A 22,305-nucleotide genomic window follows, 5' to 3' on the forward strand; every position below is an offset into this window, starting at 1 on the left:
TCTTGTGACTATTTCCCGCAGTGCTAGCGGAATCATCCAGAAAAGTTAACAGATACAAAAGTTTGAGCTTAACGTACTCTCCTTAGGTGAAATAAAACATGGCAAAACACCTCTTTACGTCCGAGTCCGTATCTGAAGGGCATCCAGACAAAATTGCTGACCAAATCTCCGACGCCGTCCTGGACGCGATCCTCGAACAGGATCCGAAAGCACGCGTTGCCTGTGAAACCTACGTCAAAACCGGCATGGTGCTGGTCGGTGGTGAAATCACTACCAGTGCCTGGGTTGATATCGAAGAGATCACCCGTAACACCGTCCGCGAAATTGGCTATGTGCATTCCGATATGGGCTTTGACGCCAATTCCTGCGCGGTATTGAGCGCGATTGGTAAGCAGTCGCCGGACATCAACCAGGGTGTTGACCGTGCGGATCCGCTGGAACAGGGCGCGGGTGATCAGGGCCTGATGTTTGGTTACGCCACCAACGAAACCGACGTGCTGATGCCAGCACCGATCACCTACGCGCACCGTCTGGTGCAGCGCCAGGCTGAAGTGCGTAAAAATGGCACCCTGCCGTGGCTGCGTCCGGATGCGAAAAGCCAGGTGACCTTCCAGTACGATGACGGCAAAATCGCCGGTATTGATGCTGTCGTGCTGTCCACTCAGCACGCGGAGAATATCGACCAGAAATCACTGCAGGAAGCCGTGATGGAGGAGATCATCAAACCGGTTCTGCCAGCAGAATGGCTGAACGCGTCGACCAAGTTCTTCATCAACCCGACTGGCCGTTTTGTTATCGGTGGCCCGATGGGAGACTGCGGTCTGACCGGTCGTAAAATCATCGTCGATACCTACGGCGGCATGGCGCGTCATGGTGGTGGTGCGTTCTCCGGTAAAGATCCGTCTAAAGTTGACCGTTCTGCAGCGTACGCGGCGCGTTATGTTGCGAAAAACATCGTCGCGGCCGGTCTGGCAGATCGTTGTGAAATTCAGGTTTCCTACGCCATTGGCGTGGCCGAACCGACTTCCATCATGGTGGAAACTTTCGGTACTGAAAAAGTCCCGAGCGAACAGCTGACACTGCTGGTACGCGAATTCTTCGATCTGCGTCCGTACGGCCTGATCCAGATGCTGGATCTGCTGCACCCGATCTACAAAGAAACCGCTGCCTACGGTCACTTTGGTCGTGAACATTTCCCATGGGAAAAAACCGACAAAGCCGCGCTGCTGCGTGACGCTGCCGGTCTGAAATAATTCACCTGTTTTATGCATTAAAGGCCAGCGAAATGCTGGCCTTTTTTATTGCTGCTATTATTAACTACCAGTCTACTTTTTTACTTCGCTTACCGTTTTGCTGATCTGCGTGAAAGCGATTACACTACGCATCATCAACGATCATACTTGTTTTTTCCTCTTTTTCAGTGAGCTCAATGCGTTGTTACACATCCATTCAGTTAACTCTGAAAAATAGGATTTCACACACCCTCAATATATTATATTTCATTGATTTATTTATATATTTTTATCATGATTGCACACTTAATAATGTAACCGATTACAACATTGTGATGCACATCACACTCTCACCCGCTTTCCTGACCTACCCTTAGAATCGACAAAACTGATAATTCAACCGGAGGGCATAATGCCTGGCAATCAGAAACAGGGGCGTTCTAACAAGGCGATGACGTTTTTTGTCTGTTTTCTCGCAGCCCTGGCGGGACTACTGTTTGGCCTTGATATTGGTGTCATTGCGGGGGCGTTGCCCTTCATTACCGATGAGTTCCAGATCAACGCGCACACGCAAGAGTGGGTAGTCAGTTCAATGATGTTCGGCGCCGCCGTTGGCGCTGTCGGCAGCGGCTGGCTCTCGTATCGCCTCGGGCGTAAAAAGAGCCTGATAATTGGCGCAATTCTGTTTGTGGCGGGTTCACTGTTTTCAGCCGCTGCGCCAAACGTCGAAGTATTGATCCTTTCCCGCGTGTTGCTGGGTCTGGCTGTTGGCGTTGCATCTTATACCGCGCCGCTTTATCTCTCTGAAATCGCGCCGGAAAAAATCCGCGGCAGTATGATTTCGATGTACCAACTGATGATTACCATCGGGATCCTCGGTGCTTATCTGTCCGATACCGCCTTCAGTTACAGCGGTGCATGGCGCTGGATGCTCGGCGTGATTATCATCCCGGCGATCCTGTTACTGATCGGCGTCTTCTTTCTGCCGGACAGCCCGCGCTGGTTTGCGGCGAAACGGCGCTTTCATGATGCCGAAAGGGTGCTGTTGCGCCTGCGCGACAGCAGTGCTGAAGCGCGTAACGAGCTGGAAGAGATCCGCGAAAGCCTGAAGGTTAAACAGACCGGCTGGGCGCTGTTCAAAGAGAACAGCAACTTTCGCCGCGCGGTATTCCTCGGCGTGTTGTTGCAGGTGATGCAACAGTTCACCGGCATGAACGTCATCATGTATTACGCGCCAAAAATCTTTGAGCTGGCGGGATACACCAACACCAATGAGCAGATGTGGGGTACCGTGATTGTCGGCCTGACCAACGTACTGGCAACCTTCATCGCGATTGGCCTCGTTGACCGCTGGGGTCGTAAGCCAACGCTGATCCTCGGTTTCCTGGTGATGGCGGCAGGCATGGGCGTGCTGGGCACGATGATGCATGTCGGTATTCACTCCACCACTGCCCAGTACTTTGCCGTAGCAATGCTGCTGATGTTCATCATCGGTTTTGCGATGAGCGCTGGTCCGCTAATCTGGGTGCTGTGTTCTGAGATCCAGCCGCTGAAAGGCCGCGATTTCGGTATCACCTGCTCCACTGCAACCAACTGGATCGCCAACATGATTGTCGGCGCGACCTTCCTGACAATGCTCAACTCGCTCGGCAACGCCAACACCTTCTGGGTGTACGGTGGCCTGAACCTGTTGTTCATTGTCCTGACGCTGTGGCTGGTGCCGGAAACCAAACACGTGTCGCTGGAGCACATCGAGCGCAACCTGATGCGTGGTCGCCCTTTACGTGAAATTGGCGCACACGACTAACCTCCCCCGGCTTCCTCCCGAACGGGAGGAAGCTTCTTATTGCACTCCCTCTGGCATCGAATTATTCTCTGGCGTTATGAAAACCCAGCGTATCCCTATCGCAACTCAGCAGGCCGTTATGCGCTGTCTGCGCGATAAACTGGCACAGGCTAACCTGAAGCTTGGCCGCAACTACCCGGAGCCGAAACTGGTGTACCATCAGCGCGGCACGTCGGCCGGTACCGCGTGGCTGGAAACCTACGAAATTCGCCTCAACCCCGTTCTGCTGATGGAAAATGAGCAGGAATTCATCGACGAAGTCGTTCCCCATGAACTGGCGCACTTGCTGGTGTGGAAAACCTTTGGCCGCGTTTCGCCGCATGGCAAAGAGTGGAAATGGATGATGGAAAGTGTGCTCGGCGTCCCTGCCCGGCGTACGCACCGGTTTGAGCTTGGTTCAGTACGTACCAATACCTTCCCCTACCGCTGCAAATGCCAGCAGCATCAGCTCACTGTCCGGCGGCATAATCGGGTGGTTCGCGGCGAAGCGGTTTATCGCTGCAGGCAATGCGGCGAACCGCTGATGTCGGAATAACCGTCAGAATTATCAAGAACTTTCATGATTTAACTGATTGCATCCCGGAACATCTTTCGTTACGTTGCAGGCTCGCTTTAACACGGAGTTTGTAATGTCCCGTATGTTGTCTTTTGCCGTTGTCTGGCTGGCGACGGTATTTTCTGGCCAACTTCTGGCCGCCGGTATCCATAACTTTTCGCAGGCCAAAGCCGCCGGGGTAAAGGTGAATGCCGATGCGCCGGGCGATTTTTACTGTGGCTGTAAAATTCACTGGCAGGGAAAGAAAGGGGTCGTCGACCTCGACTCCTGCGGCTATAAAGTGCGTAAAAATGAAAACCGCGCCAGCCGCATTGAGTGGGAACATGTGGTTCCCGCGTGGCAATTCGGTCACCAGCGCCAGTGCTGGCAGGACGGTGGACGTAAAAACTGCGCCAAAGATCCCGTCTACCGGCAGATGGAAAGCGATATGCATAACCTGCAACCCGCCGTGGGCGAGGTGAACGGCGATCGCGGAAACTTCATGTACAGCCAGTGGAGCGGCGGCGAAGGCCAGTACGGGCAGTGCGCCATGAAGGTCGATTTTAAAAACAAACGCGCCGAGCCGCCACCGCGCGCCCGCGGCAGCATCGCCCGGACGTGGTTCTATATGCGTGATCGCTATCAGCTCACGCTCTCACGCCAGCAGACGCAATTGTTCACGGTCTGGGCGAAGCTGTATCCGGTCACGGAATGGGAGTGCCAGCGCGATGCGCGAATCGCAAAAATTCAGGGCAACCATAACCCGTATGTCCAGCGCGCTTGCCAGCCGCAAAAGAGCTAACCTACACTAGCGGCCATTGTAAATTCAGAGTCCGGATATCTACAGCTATGCGCATTCCCCGCATTTATCACCCTGAAAGCATCACTGTGGGCAGCCAGATTGCCCTTTCCGACGATGCGGCCAACCACGTTGGTCGCGTGCTGCGTATGACCACCGGTCAGCAAGTGCAACTTTTTGACGGCAGCAATCAGGTGTTTGATGCCGATATCATTCAGGCGGATAAAAAAAGCGTCCGGGTCAGCGTTCAGCGTGCCACCCTGGACGATCGCGAGTCGCCGCTCCATATTCATTTAGGTCAGGTGATGTCGCGCGGCGAAAAAATGGAATTCACTATCCAGAAATCGATCGAACTCGGTGTAAGCCTCATTACGCCACTGTTTTCTGAGCGCTGCGGCGTTAAACTGGATGCTGAACGCCTGAATAAGAAGATCCAGCAGTGGCAGAAAATCGCCATTGCGGCATGCGAACAGTGTGGCCGCAATCAGGTGCCGGTAATTCGCCCGGCGATGGATCTGGAAGCCTGGTGTGCCGAGCAGGACGACGGCCTGAAGCTAAACCTGCACCCGCGCGCCAGCCAGAGCATCAACACGCTGCCGTTGCCGGTAGAACGCGTACGTCTGCTGATTGGCCCGGAAGGTGGACTGTCAGCGGATGAAATCGCCATGACCGCGCGCTATCAGTTTACTGATATCCTGCTGGGACCTCGCGTTCTGCGTACAGAAACCACCGCGCTCACCGCCATTACCGCCCTGCAAGTGCGTTTTGGTGACCTGGGCTGATGCTTTAATGGAGAACGATAATGATTAAGCTAGGCATCGTGATGGATCCCATTGCGAACATCAACATCAAGAAAGACTCCAGCTTCGCTATGCTGCTGGAGGCACAGCGTCGTGGTTATGAACTTCATTATATGGAGATGAACGATCTGTATCTGATCAACGGTGAAGCCCGCGCGCATACGCGCACCTTCAGCGTTGAGCAGAACTATGACAAGTGGTACGCATTCAGCGGCGAGCAGGATCTGGCGCTCGCTGATCTCGACGTGATCCTGATGCGTAAGGATCCCCCTTTTGACACTGAATACATCTACGCGACCTACATCTTAGAGCGCGCGGAAGAGAAAGGGACGCTAATCGTCAACAAGCCTCAGAGCCTGCGCGACTGTAACGAAAAACTCTATACCGCCTGGTTTGCCGACCTGACGCCGGAAACGCTGGTAACCCGCAGTAAAACGCAGTTGAAAGCCTTCTGGCAGAAGCATGGCGACATCATCATGAAGCCACTGGACGGCATGGGAGGCTCTTCCATTTTCCGCGTTAAAGAGGGCGACCCAAACATCGCGGTCATTGCAGAAACCCTGACTGAGCTGGGCACCCGCTACTGCATGGCGCAAAACTATCTACCGGCGATCAAAGACGGTGATAAACGCGTACTGGTGGTTGACGGCGAACCAGTGCCTTACTGCCTGGCGCGTATCCCCCAGGGCGGCGAAACTCGCGGCAACCTGGCGGCCGGGGGTCGTGGCGAACCGCGTCCGCTGACGGAAAGCGACTGGGAAATTGCCCGAAAAGTGGGCCCAACACTGAAAGCGAAAGGACTGATCTTCGTTGGTCTTGATATCATTGGTGACCGTCTGACCGAAATCAACGTCACCAGCCCGACCTGCATTCGCGAAATCGAAGCAGAATTTCCGATTTCCATCACCGGTATGTTGATGGATGCTATCGAAAAGCGTCTGGCGAAGTAAACTACGCGGGCGAAGGGAAACCGCCCGCGCTCGACAGCACCCTTGCTTATCCAGCATACTGGGTGCTGCTTTTTCAAACAGGACACAGAACCTCTGACAATGAATTTACAGCACCACTTTCTTATTGCCATGCCTGCGCTTCAGGATCCGATCTTCCGTCGCTCTGTCGTTTATATCTGTGAATACAATGATGATGGCGCCATGGGGATTATTATCAATAAACCGCTGGAAAATCTTAAGGTTGAAGGCATTCTGGAAAAACTGAAGATTATTCCTGAACCGCGCGATCCCGCCGTCCGCCTGGATAAGCCGGTAATGCTCGGGGGTCCGCTGGCTGAAGATCGTGGTTTTATCCTTCATACGCCGCCGTCTGATTTCTCCTCAAGCATCCGCATTTCCGACAATACCGTGATCACTACCTCCCGCGATGTGCTTGAAACGCTCGGCACCGCAGAGCAGCCTTCCCAGGTACTCGTAGCGCTCGGTTACTCGTCCTGGGAGAAAGGGCAACTGGAGCAGGAGATCCTCGATAACGCCTGGCTGACTGCCCCGGCGGATCTGAATATTCTTTTCAATACGCCCATCGCCGACCGCTGGCGTGAAGCGGCCAAACTGATCGGCATTGATATTCTGACCATGCCAGGCGTAGCGGGGCATGCATGATGAGCGGAACACTGCTTGCTTTTGATTTTGGAACGCGAAGCATTGGTGTGGCGGTAGGCCAGCGCATTACCGGCACCGCACGTCCGTTGAATGCGCTCAAAGCGCAGGACGGCACACCTGACTGGAGCAGCATTGAGCGCCTGTTGAAAGAGTGGCAACCGGAAAACGTGATCGTCGGTTTACCGCTGAATATGGACGGAACGGAACAGCCACTGACCGCCCGCGCGCGCAATTTTGCCAACAAAATTCATGGCCGCTTTGGTGTGAAGGTCACGCTGCATGATGAACGCCTGAGCACCGTTGAAGCAAAAGCCGGGCTGTTTGAGCACGGCGGCTTCCGGGCACTCAACAAAGGCAGCGTCGATTCCGCCTCCGCCGTAATTATCCTCGAAAGCTTTTTCGAACAGGGCTACTGACCCTCCGGGTGCAACAATGGCACCCGGTAACCGCAACAATCAATGACGTAAATGTTCATTCGCCCAGCTTACCGCCTGGGTTCTGTTCTTCACGCTCAGCTTACGAAAAACGTTATATAAATGGGTGCGCACGGTATTTTCGCTGATAAACAAGGCGCGGGCGATATCCATGTTCGTCGCGCCGTGACGTAATTCATTGAGGATCTCACACTCGCGTTCGGTCAGCGGAATATTGTCATCAGCATCCGCATGATTACCCGCGCCATACATTGCCGGGTGCATAACACTCAATTCTGCCGTCTGCTCACCATTTAATATGGCCCGTATTCCTTCAAATAAACGAGACTCATCATCGTCATGACGAAATACACCATATAGTGAAGGCCATTGTGTCATTTCGTATAACTCATACTTCTGCGCACTATTGATAATTAACAGACGAGGCGCATCAATCTGAGTACGAATAAGATCCCGCCAGATGCTATTCAGCTTTTTGTTAGATATGGCAATATCAAAAAGTATCACCACACCTTTTGGCAGACGGTGCATCAGAGGTTTATTAATATTATGAACTTCGACAGAAATCTGCAGCTGATCCGAAAGGTATGAAGCAAACGTATTTGCCTGTACGGAAGGATGGGTAATAAGTAACACGTGCCGCACTCTTTGAACTTTATTAGAAATATCAATCATTTAAACTCTCCTTAGTTAACATTCACCTTCATGGTGGTTAAATGAAGAAAAACTAAAAAAATTTTCTTACTATTTATAAAAAATAACAGCAAAATTGAAACAATATTTTACGAGAAACATCCTGTTTCCGTACTCAGAATAGAACGAACGGGGGAGAATAGTCAAAAGATATCACGCTTTCTTTTGCACTAATCACAACACAATCTTATGAATCGCTCGCAATTTGCTCAGCCCCGCTGCCTCAAGAAGCGTTCTGTAAGCCTGAACCCTCGGGTTATTACCCGAAAGACAGAATATCCTATAGCAGTAATAATTGGCCATGACAATATTGCAACATAAATATTTTTTATGTTTCATTGCATTTCATTACGTACACATATTTATATCGATAATGATTTACTGCAATTACTAATATAAAAATATAATTTCTGAAATTGATGACCATCAATTTCGCAGATTAAATTTTCCCGGCAGCCACCCGTTGTTGATAACTCTGGGTAAAGGTCTGCATGCCGGATTGTAGTCCGGTTTGCATGACACCAGGCAACTGATGCCCCTTCCCTTCACGGATCAGGCTGGCAACAGCAGGCGTATTGACCAGTAGTTCATACAACGCCACCCGGCCGTCCTGTTTATCCGCCACCAGTTTTTGCGCCAGCACCGCGCAAAGGCTCCCGGCCAGCTGGCTGCGCACCTGCTCTTTTTCCTGTGCCGGGAAAACATCTACTAGCCTCTCTACTGCCGAAGTGGCACTGCGAGTGTGCAGCGTAGCGAGCACCAGATGCCCCGTTTCTGCCGCTGTCAGCGCCAGTCTGATGGTTTCACGATCGCGAAGCTCACCAAGCAGGATCACATCCGGATCCTGACGCAGCGCGGCACGCAGCCCGTCGGCAAAAGATGAGCAGTGTGTTCCCAGTTCCCGCTGCTGGATCAGACAACGCTCGCTGTGATGGACAAATTCCACCGGATCTTCCAGCGTCAAAATATGCCCGTCCATATGATGATTGAGGTGATTCACCATCGCCGCGAGAGTGGTGGATTTTCCGCTACCGGTCGCCCCTGTCACCAGGATCAACCCACTCTCTTCATGTAACAGATTCTCCAGCGCTGGCGGCACAGCGAGCGTTGCCAGTTGCGGGCATTGTTCTGGCAACAAACGCAGCGCCAGCGATACCCCCTGTGTAGTGACAAACGCGCTGGCGCGCAGGCGTTTGCCATCAGCCAGTGCGACGGCAAAATCCGTCTGCTGATGCGTCTGCCAGGCCATGCGCTGCTCTTCTGACAACCAGCCAGCGAGCAGCGATTCAACATTAAATGCGGGGATCGGCGCAGGCTCGAGCCGCCCCTGCCGACGCCAGCGTATTGGTCTGCTACTGCACAGGTGTAGATCCGAGACGTTATGCTTTACACTAAGCTCCACGATTTCTTGTATATCCATATACCCACCAGGAAAAATGAACGACATTGCGCATAACCTGGCACAGGTCCGGGACAAAATCCTGACCGCCGCTGCACGATGCGGCCGCGATTCAGAAGAAGTTACGCTGCTTGCAGTCAGTAAAACAAAACCTGCGAGCGCCATCGAAGAAGCCATTGCTGCGGGTCAACGCGCATTTGGTGAAAACTACGTTCAGGAAGGGGTGGATAAAATCCGCTACTTTCAGGACGCAGGCCGCAACGATCTGCAGTGGCACTTTATTGGCCCGTTGCAGTCCAACAAAAGCCGTCTGGTCGCTGAGCATTTTGACTGGTGCCATACCATCGATCGGCTGAAAATCGCGACCCGCTTAAGCGAACAGCGCCCGGCTGATCTGCCGCCGCTTAATGTGCTGATCCAGATTAATATCAGTGACGAACAGAGCAAATCCGGTATTCCGCTGGCATCACTGGATGCGCTGGCGGCGGAGATTGTCGAATTACCTGGCCTCCGGCTTCGCGGCCTGATGGCTATTCCGGCGCCAGAAACTGAATATGAAAGGCAGTTTGCCGTTGCCCGACAAATGGCTGTAGCATTTGCCGAACTGAAAACACGCTACCCGACAGTCGATACGCTCTCACTGGGCATGTCGGATGATATGGACGCTGCCATCGCAGCCGGTAGCACAATGGTACGCATCGGCACCGCCATTTTCGGTGCGCGTGATTACACAAAAAATAAAGGAAACTGAGGAACGCCATGATTACCTTGTCCACTTTGTTAGCTCTGGTTCTCCAGATTTACACGATGGTGCTGTTGCTTCGTATCTGGATGCAGTGGGCACGGTGTGATTTTTACAATCCCTTTTCCCAGTTCATCGTGAAAGTCACTCAGCCTGTCGTCGGGCCTCTACGCCGCATTCTGCCGTCGATGGGGCCGATTGACAGCGCCTCGCTGCTGATTGCGCTGATCCTTTGCGCCATCAAAGGCTTTTTCTGCCCGTACGTTTCCGTTGGCGGCGCTGCTATTGCGATTGCCGCACTGTTGGTGCTGGTTAAGACGCTGGGTTCGCTGATCTTTTGGGTATTGCTGGCGATGGCAATCATGAGCTGGGTCAGCCAGGGACGCAGCCCGGTGGAATATGTATTGATGCAACTGGCCGATCCGCTGCTGCGCCCTATTCGTAGTTTCCTGCCTTCTATGGGCGGCATTGACTTTTCACCGATGATCCTCGTGCTGCTGATGTACGTCATCAACATGGGCGTTGGCGAACTGCTGACCAACATCTCCATGCCGCTGGCGATCATCTGGAGCTGGGCTTGAGTGCAGTCACCCCCTACAGCGATGGGCTGGTACTTAGGTTATACATTCAACCGAAAGCCAGCCGGGACAGCATTGTGGGCGTGCATGGCGACGAGTTAAAAGTCGCCATCACCGCCCCGCCTGTCGACGGTCAGGCTAACGCGCATCTGGTAAAATTCCTCGCCAAACAGTTTCGGGTAGCAAAAAGCCAGGTCATCATTGAAAAAGGCGAACTCGGCCGTCATAAGCAAGTTAAAATTATCGATCCGCAAAACATCCCGACTGACGTCGCGGCGCTGATAAATTAGGATATCCCATGCAAAAAGTTGTCCTCGCCACCGGTAACGCCGGTAAAGTGCGTGAACTGGCTACGCTGCTTAGCGATTTTGGCCTCGATATTGTCGCTCAGACGGAGCTCGGCGTAGACTCGGCGGAAGAGACGGGTCTGACGTTTATCGAAAACGCGATTCTGAAAGCACGTCATGCAGCACAGATTACCGGTCTGCCGGCGATTGCCGATGATTCGGGCCTGGCGGTTGACGCGCTTGGCGGCGCGCCGGGCATTTACTCCGCTCGTTACGCCGGCGTGGACGCGACCGACCGTGAGAATCTGGAAAAACTGCTGCACACGCTGCAGGATGTGCCGGACGGGCAGCGTCAGGCGCAGTTTCACTGTGTGCTGGTTTACCTGCGCCATGCTGAGGATCCGACTCCACTGGTGTGCCATGGCCGCTGGCCGGGCGTGATCACCCGTGAGCCTGCCGGTCAGGGCGGTTTTGGCTACGATCCCATCTTCTTTGTGCCCTCAGAAGGTAAAACTGCCGCTGAACTGACCCACGAAGAGAAAATTGCCATTTCTCACCGTGGTCAGGCGCTGAAAACGTTACTGGAAACATTACGCAATGGCTGATTTACCGCCGCTGAGTCTTTACATTCATATTCCATGGTGCGTGCAGAAATGCCCGTACTGCGACTTTAACTCGCACGCGCTCAAGGGCGAGGTGCCGCACGACGATTACGTTCAGCATCTACTACGCGATCTGGACGCAGACGTTGCGTACGCACAAGGGCGGGCCGTAAAGACCATTTTCATTGGCGGCGGTACGCCGAGCCTGCTTTCAGGCGAGGCAATGCAGACCCTGCTCGACGGCGTCCGCACCCGTCTGTATCTTGCTGCGGATGCAGAAATCACCATGGAAGCGAACCCGGGCACGGTTGAGGCAGATCGTTTTACCGATTACCAGCGTGCCGGGGTCAACCGTATTTCTATCGGCGTGCAGAGCTTCAGCGAGGCAAAATTGCAGCGTCTGGGACGTATTCACGGGCCGGAAGAGGCAAAGCGTGCTGCACGGCTGGCGAGTAGCCTCGGGCTGCGCAGTTTTAACCTCGATCTGATGCACGGCTTGCCGGACCAAACGCTCGACGAGGCGCTGGATGATCTGCGCCAGGCCATTGAACTGGATCCGCCACATCTGTCGTGGTATCAACTCACCATTGAACCAAACACGCTGTTTGGTTCGCGCCCACCAGTACTGCCTGACGACGACGCGTTGTGGGATATTTTCGAGCAAGGCCATCAGCTACTGACGGCGGCGGGGTATCAGCAATATGAAACCTCAGCCTATGCAAAACCAGGCTATCAGTGTCAGCACAACCTCAACTACTGGCGCTTCGGCGACTATCTGGGGATTGGCTGCGGCGCGCACGGCAAAGTGACCTTCCCTAACGGGCGCATTCTGCGCACCGCCAAAACCCGCCACCCGCGTGGTTATATGGAAGGCCGCTACCTTGAGCGCCAGCACGACGTGGCGGCGCAAGACAAACCCTTCGAATTCTTCATGAACCGTTTCCGCCTGCTGGAGCCCGCGCCCCGCACCGAATTCACACGTTACACTGGCTTAACGGAAGCGGTAATTCGCCCACAACTTGATGCAGCGCTGACGCAGGGGTATCTCACCGAGTGCGAACAATTCTGGCAGATCACCGAACATGGTAAGCTGTTCTTAAACTCGCTGCTGGAGCTGTTCCTCGCTGATGAGGAGTGAGAACAACGCCCTCGTTAATGAATGATACCGTTTCGGCGTAAGTAAGCGATGTCACGATCCCAGCGCTCTAAACGGCGCTGTGCCTCATCGCTGCTGGTGTTCAGTTTCATCAATTCGGTGCGCAACTCACCTTGCTTGAGCCGCAATGGCTGCAGCGTGTCATCCCGCGCAGCCATTTCGTCTTTGATCTTATTACTCATGATTTTGAACTGTACCGAATACTTGCGCTGTTGATCGCTCAGCGCGATATCCCGCGCTTTTCGCAACGGTGTCGCATCGCAGTCTGGTTTTTTCTGGCAGGCTTCCAGCGCGGGTTCATAGACGGTCGCATTGTAGTGATTTTCAAATTTTAGTGGATCGTTGTCTTTACCAAACTGATACAGCTCCTGCAGCAATGCGTCTTGCACGTCGCTTCGGGTCAACGGTTTACCGTTCTTATCTTCTCCCCAGCTGGCATTGATTTGCCGCTCCAGCGTGGCGATTTCCTGCTCAAGCGCTTTTTGCCGGGTCAGCGACACCTGCTGTCTGGCTTTCAGCGAAGCATAGTCGGCGTTAATTTTCGCCAGCCGCGCATCGAAACCAAAGTCGTTAACGATGAGATATTTATCCTGATTGCCCGCATCTTCCAGCGGATGACCTACGTTTTTTGCCGCCGTCTGCATGGAGAGAAAGGATGTCGTCCAGCCGGACTCCGGCGTGCCCGTTGCCGTCATCATGGCGGAAAATTTCACCGGCTTGCCTTTGGTCCAGGTTTTTTCCACCAGTTGATAATCTGCCGCCATCCCGACGATAGCGTACAAATCTTCCGTCGCTGACATATCGCCTTTTACCGAATACGTCGCCTGATTGCCACGTGCATCAAGGGGTTCGAGGGTAATAGCTTCAAGGTGAAAGAGGCCGTTGTATTGCTCGCTGAACTGCTGGCTCAGCACCGGGTAAGTGGGGGCATTACTGGTTGCAAATGCTGTCAGTGAGGCAAAGAAAAGCAATGACGCGGAAACGATTCCCTGTATTTTCATGAAAATATCCTTGTGGGGTATGAATGACGCCACACAGGATAAAGGACGCGTCCCGTCAGGACGGATAAATGAATTCCGAATTACCGGCTTTCTGTCTGAAAACGGAAAGCCGGATAATTTACTGCTTCAATGTTCCTACCAGCGCTTTGCGGCTGTCTTCCAGCGAAACGACACGTGCACAGACGTCTTTACCGAATTTCTGGAAATCATCTTCCTGAGTTTTCCATTCGTTCTGAATCGCGGTTTGCAGCCCGCCGAGGCTGCCTAAAACGCCCTGTAACGGATTGCCGCCGCCTTTAAGCACCGCTTTTGCCCCGACTTCATTGATGCTGTCCTGCAGGATGCCGCCCATAGCCTGATTCACCAGTTGCTGGCCGTCAGCGCGCACCTGATCGATCGCTTTATAATGGAACGTCAGGCCATCGCTACGATGCTCAATGATGCGGTTCATCTGCTCTTTCAACTGGGCGTCCAGTTTGGTCAGACGTCCACGCATGCTGCTGCTTTCACCGACCTGCTCAGAGATGATTTTATCCAGCGCCACGCGGCTTTTTTCGACGCGGGAGCGGGCGCCTTCGTCGATCCACGGTAATGCGCTGCGTAAATCGGTCTGATAATCTTTGGCCTGCTCACGCTGAGCCGCGGAGAGGTTGTACTGTTTTCCGTTGTACATCACGCTACCGTCAGGCGTGATGACGAGGTTGCCGTTCTCCCCTTTCACCTGAACGGTTTGCGGGCTCAAAATCACATCGTCACGCGGGGTGACGCTACACTGATAATCGGCCTGGACGACGAACGCCGTCAGCGTTAGCGCCGCAGCAAGCAGCGTATTGCGCATCATAATCTTCCCTCAAGACAAAACGGGCCGGCATTTGCCGGCCCTTTCGTTAACTTAGTCCCACCAGACGTCGAAAAGTTCGCTGATGCGCACATCTTCGAATTTGCGGTCTTCCAGCCACTTGCGGACAATCGCCTGATGCTCTTCGGTGCATTTACCGATTTCCTGCATGCAGATAAGCCCTTCCCAGGCCAGGTAGCCGCTGCCGTCAAATGCCAGTTTGTTCGGTTCTATCACGTCATTGATGAAGTCATCGACGGTTTTATCAATCACGTCTTCACTGGTACCTTCCGGAAAACGCCACGCAATTGAAAAGCCTAATTCCTGGAATTCGTCGATATGCATTTTCTTACGCAGACGACGGCTACGATTCTTTGCCATTATTTCACCCTCTCGAACATTAAGTCCCATACGCCGTGACCAAGACGATGGCCACGCTGTTCAAATTTGGTCACCGGACGTGATTCCGGACGCGGTACATAGTCGTTACTTTCCGACAGGTTTTTGTAACCCTCAAGCGAGGACATCACTTCCAGCATATGCTCTGCATACGGCTCCCAGTCAGTCGCCATGTGGAATACCCCACCGAGCTTCAGCTTGCTTTTGACCAGCTCAGCAAACGGCCCCTGAACGATACGGCGTTTATTATGACGTGCTTTGTGCCACGGGTCAGGGAAAAAGAGCTGCACCATGTTCAGTGAGTTGTCAGGAATCATTTTATGCAGCACTTCCACCGCGTCGTGACACATCACGCGCAGGTTCTCAACCCCCTCTTCATGGGCGGAACTCAGACAGGCACCCACACCTGGCGAATGCACTTCAATGCCGAGGAAATTCTGTTCCGGCTTCGCTTTCGCCATCGCGACCAGCGACGCGCCCATGCCAAAACCAATTTCCAGTGTGACCGGTGCGCAGCGACCAAACAGGGTATCGAAATCAACCGGCTGTTCGCTGAATTCGACGCCCATCACCGGCCAGTAGTTATCCAGCGCATGCTGTTGTCCTTTCGTCAGGCGCCCCTGGCGACGGACGAAGCTACGAATACGGCGCAGCGGGCGACCGTTTTCATCAAATTCCGGTGAGATGACGTCGTTATTCATAAAAATTATGTCTGCTTGTGAGAATGTTCGGGAAACGGGCATTATCCAAAGTTAGGGAGAGTATGCAAGCATGGGAAAGATCCTGTTTACACCGCCGGAGTGCTGTGCTGGAATTTGCTTCCCTGATAATGCGAATCGATAACCATGCAAGCCTCTCAATTTTCAGCCCAGGTGCTGGACTGGTACGACAAATACGGGCGTAAAACCCTGCCCTGGCAAATTGAAAAAACGCCTTATAAAGTCTGGCTGTCTGAGGTCATGCTGCAACAGACGCAGGTAACGACGGTTATCCCTTACTTTGAGCGCTTTATGGCGCGATTCCCGACCGTTACCGATCTGGCCAGTGCACCATTAGATGAAGTGCTGCACCTGTGGACCGGGCTCGGCTACTACGCCCGCGCACGCAATCTGCACAAAGCCGCGCAGCAGGTCGCCTCGCTGCATAAGGGTAAATTTCCGGAAACGTTTGAAGAGGTAGCCGCGCTGCCGGGCGTCGGGCGCTCAACGGCAGGCGCGATTCTTTCGCTTTCTCTCGGCAAACATTTTCCCATTCTCGACGGCAACGTGAAACGCGTACTGGCGCGCTGTTACGCCGTCAGTGGCTGGCCGGGGAAGAAAGAGGTGGAAAATCGCCTGTGGGAAATCAGCGAGCAAGTTACGCCCGCCAATGGCGTTGAACGTTTTAACCAGGCGATGATGGATCTCGGGGCGATGGTCTGCACCCGCTCAAAACCGAAGTGCGAGCTCTGTCCGGTGAATACGATTTGCGTCGCGCACGCTAACAACAGCTGGGCGCAGTACCCAGGCAAAAAGCCGAAACAGACGTTGCCGGAACGCACCGGTTATTTCCTGATCATGCAGCACGATAACGACGTGTTTCTCCAGCAGCGCCCACCGGTTGGGTTATGGGGCGGTCTGTTTTGTTTCCCGCAGTTTGAGAACGAAACCGCGCTTCGTGAGTGGCTGGCGCAGCGGCGCATAAAATCAGATAATCTTACGCAACTTAACGCGTTCCGCCATACATTCAGTCACTTCCATCTGGATATTGTGCCGATGTGGCTTGACGTGCACTCCATTGCCACGTGCATGGATGAAGGCAGCGCTCTCTGGTATAACTTAGCCCTGCCGCCGTCCGTCGGGCTGGCGGCACCCGTGGAGCGCCTGTTACAGCAGTTACGCGCCGGGGCACTGGTGTAGTCCCCTGGCCGAAGAAGAGGATTTATCATGAGCAGAACGATTTTTTGTACTTTCCTGCAGCGCGACGCTGAAGGTCAGGATTTCCAGCTTTATCCGGGCGAGATTGGCAAGCGGATCTACAACGAGATCTCTAAAGAAGCATGGGCTCAGTGGCAGCATAAGCAGACCATGCTCATCAACGAGAAAAAGCTCAACATGATGAACCCGGAGCACCGCAAACTGCTCGAACAGGAGATGGTCAACTTCCTGTTTGAAGGTAAAGAGGTGCATATCGAAGGCTATACGCCGCCGGAAAAATAAGAAGCCCCACGGGGCTTTAAACCCAACAACACGCACTCCCGGAATGATGAAAAAACTTTTAGCGCTAGCCCTGATTGCGCCGTTGCTTGTGTCGTGTTCCGGCTCGAAGAAAGGCGATTCTTATAACGAAGCCTGGGTCAAAGACACCAACGGATTTGACATCCTGATGGGGCAGTTTGCCCATAACATTGAAAACATCTGGGGATACAACGAAGTTCTGGTGGCTGGCCCCAAAGACTACGTAAAGTATACCGACCAGTATCAGACCCGCAGCCACATCAACTTTGATGCGGGGACCCTTACCGTCGAGACTATCGCCGGTACCGAACCGGCCGCGCGCCTGCGTCAGACGATCATCAAAACCTTGCTGATGGGCGACGATCCGGGATCGATCGACCTCTATTCCGACGCCGATGATATCCAGATTTCGAAAGAGCCGTTCCTGTACGGGCAGGTCGTGGATAACAATGGCGAGGCGATCCGTTGGGAGTGGCGCGCCGCGCGCTTTGCTGACTGGTTGCTGCAAAACCGCATGAAGAGCCGCAGCAATGGCCTGCATGTGATCTACAGCATCACCATTAACCTTGTGCCAAACCACCTGGACAAGCGTGCGCATAAATATCTCGGCATGGTGCGTCAGGCGGCGCGTAAATACGGCATTGATGAGTCGCTGATTCTGGCGATCATGCAGACCGAATCCTCATTTAACCCCTATGCAGTCAGCCGTTCAGATGCGCTGGGCCTGATGCAGGTGGTTCAACACAGTGCAGGCAAAGATGTGTTCCGTGCGCAGGGGAAATCAGGGACGCCGAGCCGCAGCTATCTGTTTGATCCGGCAAGCAACATTGATACCGGCACTGCGTATCTGGCGATGCTGAATAACGTCTATCTCTCCGGGATCGACAACCCGACGTCACGTCGCTATGCGGTCATTACTGCCTACAATGGCGGCGCAGGCAGCGTGTTGCGTGTTTTCTCTGACGATAAAATTCGCGCGGCGAGCATCATCAACAGCATGGCGCCGGGTGATGTCTACCAGACGCTGACGACCCGCCATCCGTCTGCGGAATCCCGCCGCTACCTGTATAAAGTGAATACCGCGCAGAAAGGTTATCGCCAGAAATAATGATGAGCGCCATGTCCCCTCTCCGCACGGGAGAGGGGAAAGCGGATCAGATCTCAGCAGCCTTCAGTACGTAGCCGTACAACCGCTTGATGCCATCAGCGTCTTTTTCACTGTAGACGCCCTGCAACTCGGGAGAAAAGCCCGGCAGCAGGTTGACGCCCTCTTCCAGTGCCAGGAAATAACGCAATACCGCCCCGCCCCAGATTTCACCGGGTACCACGCAGAGTACGCCTGGCGGATATGGCAACGCGCCTTCGGCGGCAATTCGTCCTTCCGCTTCGCTCAGACGCACCAGCTCAACGTTGCCGCGAATGAATTCGCGGTTGGCGTCCTGCGGGTTCATCACCACTGGCGGCAGGCTGGCTTTACGGAACATCGCTTTTTGCAGATCCTTCACTGCAAAGCTGACGTAGAGATCATGCATCTCCTGACACAACTGGCGCAGGGTGTAATCACGATAACGCACCGGATATTTTTGACAGATAGTCGGCAGCACTACCGACAATGGCGTGTCGTCTTCAATGTGCTGCTCAAACTGCGCCAGCATGGCGACCAGTTTCGCCAGCTTTTCCGGGCTTTCGGCAGGCGTCAGCAGGAAGAGGATTGAGTTCAGATCGCACTTCTCCGGCACAATGCCGTTTTCACGCAGGTAATTGGCAAGAATAGTCGCCGGGATGCCAAAATCAGTATATTCCCCGGTTTCTGCGTCAATGCCAGGCGTCGTCAACAGCAGCTTGCAGGGATCGACAAAATACTGGTCCTGCGCGTAGCCTTCAAAACCATGCCAGCGCTCGCCCGGGCCGAAACTGAAGAAACGGCGCTCCCGGGCGATAGTTTCTGTGGGATGTTCCTGCCACGGTCGCCCTGCGACGACAGGCGGTATAAACGGCTTGATCATCTTACAGTGAGCGACGATTGCCTTGCGCGCCTCGATCCCCATCGCTACGCATTCCGCCCATAGCCGACGTCCGCTCTCCCCTTCGTGAATTTTCGCGTTGACGTCCAGCGCGGCAAACAGCGGATAAAACGGACTGGTTGAGGCATGCAGCATGTAGGCGTTATTCAGCCGCTTATAAGGGCAGAACCGCGCCTGGCCGCGGATATGATTATCTTTTTTGTGGATCTGCGAGGTTTGCGAGAATCCCGCCTGCTGTTTATGCACCGATTGCGTGACAAAAATCCCCGGATCGTTTTCGTTAAGATCCAGCAACAACGGCGAACAGTCAGCCATCATTGGAATGAATTGCTCGTAACCCACCCATGCCGAGTCAAACAGGATGTAGTCACACAGATGACCAATTTTGTCGACCACCTGTCGCGCGTTATAAACGGTGCCATCATAAGTACCGAGTTGGATCACCGCCAGACGGAATGGCCGGGCTTCACCGGCTTTCTCTGGCGCAACCGCGCTGATGAGATCACGCAGGTACGCATCATCAAAACAATGTTCATCAATGCCGCCAATAAAGCCAAACGGATTACGCGCCGCTTCGAGGTAGACGGGTGTCGCGCCAGCCTGGATTAATGCGCCATGATGATTCGACTTATGGTTGTTGCGGTCGAACAATACCAGATCGCCGCGTGTCAGCAGCGCGTTAGTGACCACTTTGTTCGCCGCCGAGGTACCATTTAGCACAAACCAGGTCTTGTCGGCGTTAAACACTTTCGCTGCGTATTTTTGCGCGTGTTTTGCTGCGCCTTCGTGGATCAGCAAATCGCCGAGTTTGACGTCGGCATTGCACATATCAGCACGAAAAATGTTTTCACCGAAGAAATCATAGAATTGACGTCCGGCAGGATGCTTTTTGAAAAACGCGCCATGCTGATGCCCCGGACAGGCAAACGTGCTGTTGCCCATTTCAACGTACTGTTTCAGGGTATCGAAGAATGGTGGCAATAACTTTTCTTCGTAGCTGACAGCCGCGGCTTCCAGCTCGAGCCACTGCTGTTCTCTTCCCTGTAACATGCCACTGACGCCATCGGGCACAACCGTCCCTTCCTCACTCAGCAAAAATACCGGCAGTTGAAAGCCGCTGCGTTTGAGTAACGCCAGAATACCGCTACGGCTGTCCGCTTCGTTAATGACAACCGCAGCCACATCAGTGAAATCGGTACTGTCGAGCGCGATAACTTCCCGGTGCGTGGAGAGTCGGGAAACCAGCGTATGGCTGGCGGCAATTTTCATTGATTTCATAAGCAAATGGACCCATTTCGGGGAAAAGAAAGAGGAGTAATCAACGATGGTACTTCTTTAGCTTCACCGCATGGTGATCATAGAAAGCAGTGCAGAAGTATGGGATAACCTACGCTGGCGCGCGCATGGGTGCAGGCAAATTCGTAATGAAGTGGTCATCACTGTCGGCCCCATTTCTGGAAAGGGGAAAATTCGCGCAATCATGGCACCTTTCGTCTGTACGTGCAAGATGCATTGATTATGCAAATCCTCTCGAATAGCCCCCATATCCCGGGGCATTCATGTGATAATAATGCAACTATTGCGAGTAATTAGCAGGAGTAGCTTTTGGTTATTGGTCCTTTTATTAATGCTGGTTCCGTCCTGTTGGGCGGCGTGCTGGGTGCAGTACTGAGCCAGCGTCTGCCGGAACGTATTCGCGTTTCCATGACTTCAATTTTTGGCCTTGCCTCACTCGGCATTGGCATCCTGCTGGTTGTGAAATGCGCAAATTTACCGGTAATGGTACTGGCGACGCTGGTGGGCGCGCTGATTGGTGAGTTCTGCTATCTCGAGAAAGGCATCAACACCGCGGTAGGCAAGCTTCAGCAACTGATGATGAAATCCGGCGGTAAACGCAGCGGTGTGCATGAAACGTTTATCCAGAGCTATGTCGCGATCATTATTCTTTTTTGCGCCAGCGGTACCGGGATTTTCGGTGCTATGCGCGAAGGGATGACCGGCGACCCCAGCATCCTGATTGCGAAGTCATTTCTTGATTTCTTCACTGCCACAATTTTTGCCTGTACGTTGGGCATCGCTGTTGCAGCGATAAGCGTACCGATGCTGGCAATCCAGTTATCGCTGGCAGTTTGCGCGTCGATGATCCTGCCAATGACCACGCCGATGATGATGGCCGATTTTACCTCAGTGGGTGGTCTGCTCCTGGTGGCGACAGGCTTGCGCATCTGCGGAATCAAGATGTTCGCGGTGGTAAATATGCTGCCTGCACTGGTGCTGGCAATGCCGCTTTCCGCCGCCTGGACGGCCTTTTTTGCATGAGCCTTCGTGCAAACCGGCGAAAGTGGTGATAGATTGTGCAGTCTGCAATGAAAATCGCAATTTTCATTGACGAAGCGGAGCGAATCAGGTTTAATGCGCCCCGTTGCCCGGATAGCTCAGTCGGTAGAGCAGGGGATTGAAAATCCCCGTGTCCTTGGTTCGATTCCGAGTCCGGGCACCACCTTTTCATTTTTATGCTTCCTCATAGGTTCCTGTAGTTAAACAATTCAGTGAGTTAGCATAAAAAGTCTTTCCGGAGCATTTTGATTTATCCCTGTGTATCCGGAAAAATTGGGGTCAGACTGCGGGTCGTTCAGTTCGACAAACTGGAGAGACCCCAAATGTTAAATGACAGCAAAATCCGTTCTGCAAAATCCCTTGATAAAGCCTACAAACTCACCGATTCACAGGGTCTGTATCTGTTGGTATCAACCAGCGGTTCTCGTCTGTGGTATTTTCGTTACCGTCTTGATGGAAAAGAAAATCGTCTGGCCCTCGGTGCATACCCACAGATTAGTCTGGCAGAAGCTCGTGAAACACGCGATGCTGCCCGTAAACTGCTGGCATCAGGTATTCCCCCTTCCCGGCTCCGCAAATCCTCTTCTGCCAGTATTGATGAATCCAGGACATTTAAACATGTCGCGACCTTATGGCATACCAGTTGTCTGAAACTCTGGTCAAAAGGCCATGCGGATAAAATCATCACCTGTCTGAACCGCTACGTTTTCCCGGAGATTGGCGGGCTGGATGTCACCCGTATTGAAACCCGCCATCTGGCACAGCTGATCAAAA

The 22,305-nt window shown here is 53.4% G+C and carries 25 protein-coding genes and 1 tRNA gene; 19 read left to right on the forward strand and 7 right to left on the reverse strand.

Translation table 11 applies throughout. The features are described 5' to 3' along the window. The first annotated feature begins 98 nt into the window (after positions 1-98). From metK to ruvX, 8 genes are all read left to right on the forward strand, one after another. Positions 99-1,253 carry a methionine adenosyltransferase gene (gene metK, locus GTGU_RS14045; RefSeq protein WP_038158165.1) on the forward strand — a complete coding sequence of 385 codons (1,155 nt, stop codon included), beginning with the start codon at positions 99-101 and terminating at the stop codon, positions 1,251-1,253. A gap of 391 nt (positions 1,254-1,644) precedes the next feature. Next, the gene (locus tag GTGU_RS14050) at positions 1,645-3,039 is read left to right on the forward strand and encodes a sugar porter family MFS transporter (protein WP_038158169.1); all 1,395 of its coding nucleotides are present in this window, start codon (positions 1,645-1,647) and stop codon (positions 3,037-3,039) included. Between the two features lie 76 nt (positions 3,040-3,115). Beyond that, a complete protein-coding gene (locus GTGU_RS14055; protein WP_038158172.1) occupies positions 3,116-3,613 on the forward strand; it encodes a SprT family zinc-dependent metalloprotease in 498 nt (165 codons plus the stop codon). 94 nt (positions 3,614-3,707) lie between these two features. After that, complete coding sequence (gene endA, locus GTGU_RS14060; protein WP_038158174.1) at positions 3,708-4,415, forward strand: deoxyribonuclease I; 708 nt, start codon at positions 3,708-3,710, stop codon at positions 4,413-4,415. Positions 4,416-4,462: 47 nt separating this feature from the next. Then, a complete protein-coding gene (gene rsmE / locus GTGU_RS14065) occupies positions 4,463-5,194 on the forward strand; it encodes a 16S rRNA (uracil(1498)-N(3))-methyltransferase (protein ID WP_038158176.1) in 732 nt (243 codons plus the stop codon). Between the two features lie 20 nt (positions 5,195-5,214). Beyond that, positions 5,215-6,162 carry a glutathione synthase gene (gene gshB / locus GTGU_RS14070; protein ID WP_038158178.1) on the forward strand — a complete coding sequence of 316 codons (948 nt, stop codon included), beginning with the start codon at positions 5,215-5,217 and terminating at the stop codon, positions 6,160-6,162. Positions 6,163-6,261: 99 nt separating this feature from the next. Further along, positions 6,262-6,825, forward strand: coding sequence for a YqgE/AlgH family protein (locus GTGU_RS14075; protein WP_038158180.1), 564 nt, complete (start codon positions 6,262-6,264; stop codon positions 6,823-6,825). After that, entirely contained in the window at positions 6,825-7,241 is a 417-nt protein-coding gene (gene ruvX / locus GTGU_RS14080) for a Holliday junction resolvase RuvX (RefSeq protein WP_038158219.1), read from the forward strand. The genes GTGU_RS14075 and ruvX overlap by 1 nt, the downstream gene beginning before the upstream one ends. Before the next feature lie 39 nt (positions 7,242-7,280). Here the strand turns inward: ruvX and GTGU_RS14085 are convergent, their stop codons facing one another. Both GTGU_RS14085 and GTGU_RS14090 read right to left on the reverse strand, forming a co-directional pair. Next, positions 7,281-7,934 carry a LuxR C-terminal-related transcriptional regulator gene (locus GTGU_RS14085; RefSeq protein ID WP_038158183.1) on the reverse strand — a complete coding sequence of 218 codons (654 nt, stop codon included), beginning with the start codon at positions 7,932-7,934 and terminating at the stop codon, positions 7,281-7,283. A 457-nt stretch (positions 7,935-8,391) separates the two neighbouring features. Beyond that, positions 8,392-9,372 carry a type IV pilus twitching motility protein PilT gene (locus tag GTGU_RS14090; RefSeq protein ID WP_038158221.1) on the reverse strand — a complete coding sequence of 327 codons (981 nt, stop codon included), beginning with the start codon at positions 9,370-9,372 and terminating at the stop codon, positions 8,392-8,394. A gap of 16 nt (positions 9,373-9,388) precedes the next feature. Here GTGU_RS14090 and GTGU_RS14095 point away from each other — a divergent pair, with 16 nt between their 5' ends. Genes GTGU_RS14095 through hemW form a run of 5 tightly spaced genes read left to right on the forward strand, consistent with a single transcriptional unit; the run spans position 9,389 to position 12,698 of the window. Beyond that, entirely contained in the window at positions 9,389-10,102 is a 714-nt protein-coding gene (locus GTGU_RS14095; protein WP_038158186.1) for a YggS family pyridoxal phosphate-dependent enzyme, read from the forward strand. Positions 10,103-10,110: 8 nt separating this feature from the next. After that, positions 10,111-10,674, forward strand: a complete 564-nt coding sequence (locus GTGU_RS14100; RefSeq protein ID WP_038158188.1) for a YggT family protein — start codon at positions 10,111-10,113, stop codon at positions 10,672-10,674. Further along, positions 10,671-10,961, forward strand: coding sequence for a DUF167 family protein YggU (yggU, locus tag GTGU_RS14105; RefSeq protein ID WP_038158190.1), 291 nt, complete (start codon positions 10,671-10,673; stop codon positions 10,959-10,961). The genes GTGU_RS14100 and yggU overlap by 4 nt, the downstream gene beginning before the upstream one ends. 8 nt (positions 10,962-10,969) lie before the next feature. Continuing rightward, positions 10,970-11,563, forward strand: a complete 594-nt coding sequence (locus tag GTGU_RS14110; protein WP_038158193.1) for an XTP/dITP diphosphatase — start codon at positions 10,970-10,972, stop codon at positions 11,561-11,563. Further along, positions 11,556-12,698, forward strand: coding sequence for a radical SAM family heme chaperone HemW (hemW, locus tag GTGU_RS14115; RefSeq protein ID WP_038158195.1), 1,143 nt, complete (start codon positions 11,556-11,558; stop codon positions 12,696-12,698). The genes GTGU_RS14110 and hemW overlap by 8 nt, the downstream gene beginning before the upstream one ends. A gap of 14 nt (positions 12,699-12,712) precedes the next feature. Here hemW and GTGU_RS14120 read toward each other — a convergent pair whose 3' ends face one another. The 4 genes from GTGU_RS14120 to trmB form a co-directional block, all read right to left on the reverse strand. Beyond that, positions 12,713-13,717 (reverse strand): DUF1202 family protein, encoded by a 1,005-nt coding sequence (locus GTGU_RS14120; RefSeq protein ID WP_051857359.1) that lies wholly within the window; start codon positions 13,715-13,717, stop codon positions 12,713-12,715. A 118-nt stretch (positions 13,718-13,835) separates the two neighbouring features. Then, entirely contained in the window at positions 13,836-14,558 is a 723-nt protein-coding gene (locus GTGU_RS14125) for a YggN family protein (RefSeq protein ID WP_038158198.1), read from the reverse strand. A gap of 51 nt (positions 14,559-14,609) precedes the next feature. After that, the gene (locus GTGU_RS14130) at positions 14,610-14,936 is read right to left on the reverse strand and encodes a YggL family protein (protein WP_038158200.1); all 327 of its coding nucleotides are present in this window, start codon (positions 14,934-14,936) and stop codon (positions 14,610-14,612) included. Beyond that, on the reverse strand, positions 14,936-15,655 hold the full coding sequence (gene trmB, locus GTGU_RS14135; protein ID WP_038158204.1) for a tRNA (guanosine(46)-N7)-methyltransferase TrmB: 720 nt from the start codon (positions 15,653-15,655) through the stop codon (positions 14,936-14,938). The genes GTGU_RS14130 and trmB overlap by 1 nt, the downstream gene beginning before the upstream one ends. Before the next feature lie 138 nt (positions 15,656-15,793). Here trmB and mutY point away from each other — a divergent pair, with 138 nt between their 5' ends. The 3 genes from mutY to mltC are packed head-to-tail and all read left to right on the forward strand — an operon-like array spanning position 15,794 to position 18,278. After that, a complete protein-coding gene (gene mutY / locus GTGU_RS14140; RefSeq protein ID WP_038158207.1) occupies positions 15,794-16,852 on the forward strand; it encodes an A/G-specific adenine glycosylase in 1,059 nt (352 codons plus the stop codon). 27 nt (positions 16,853-16,879) lie between these two features. Beyond that, positions 16,880-17,152 (forward strand): oxidative damage protection protein, encoded by a 273-nt coding sequence (locus tag GTGU_RS14145; protein WP_038158211.1) that lies wholly within the window; start codon positions 16,880-16,882, stop codon positions 17,150-17,152. A gap of 43 nt (positions 17,153-17,195) precedes the next feature. Beyond that, positions 17,196-18,278, forward strand: coding sequence for a membrane-bound lytic murein transglycosylase MltC (mltC, locus tag GTGU_RS14150; RefSeq protein WP_038158212.1), 1,083 nt, complete (start codon positions 17,196-17,198; stop codon positions 18,276-18,278). 46 nt (positions 18,279-18,324) lie between these two features. Here mltC and GTGU_RS14155 read toward each other — a convergent pair whose 3' ends face one another. After that, positions 18,325-20,472, reverse strand: coding sequence for an ornithine decarboxylase (locus tag GTGU_RS14155; protein WP_038158214.1), 2,148 nt, complete (start codon positions 20,470-20,472; stop codon positions 18,325-18,327). Between the two features lie 327 nt (positions 20,473-20,799). Here GTGU_RS14155 and GTGU_RS14160 point away from each other — a divergent pair, with 327 nt between their 5' ends. From GTGU_RS14160 to GTGU_RS14170, 3 genes are all read left to right on the forward strand, one after another. Then, a complete protein-coding gene (locus GTGU_RS14160; protein WP_038158217.1) occupies positions 20,800-21,513 on the forward strand; it encodes a DUF554 domain-containing protein in 714 nt (237 codons plus the stop codon). Between the two features lie 105 nt (positions 21,514-21,618). Further along, a tRNA-Phe gene (locus tag GTGU_RS14165) sits at positions 21,619-21,694 on the forward strand. Positions 21,695-21,854: 160 nt separating this feature from the next. Continuing rightward, a partial coding sequence (locus GTGU_RS14170) for a tyrosine-type recombinase/integrase (RefSeq protein ID WP_038156347.1) occupies positions 21,855-22,305 on the forward strand: 451 nt, incomplete at its 3' end.

Origin of the sequence: Trabulsiella guamensis ATCC 49490, assembly GCF_000734965.1 — a bacterium.
Classification (GTDB): domain Bacteria; phylum Pseudomonadota; class Gammaproteobacteria; order Enterobacterales; family Enterobacteriaceae; genus Trabulsiella; species Trabulsiella guamensis.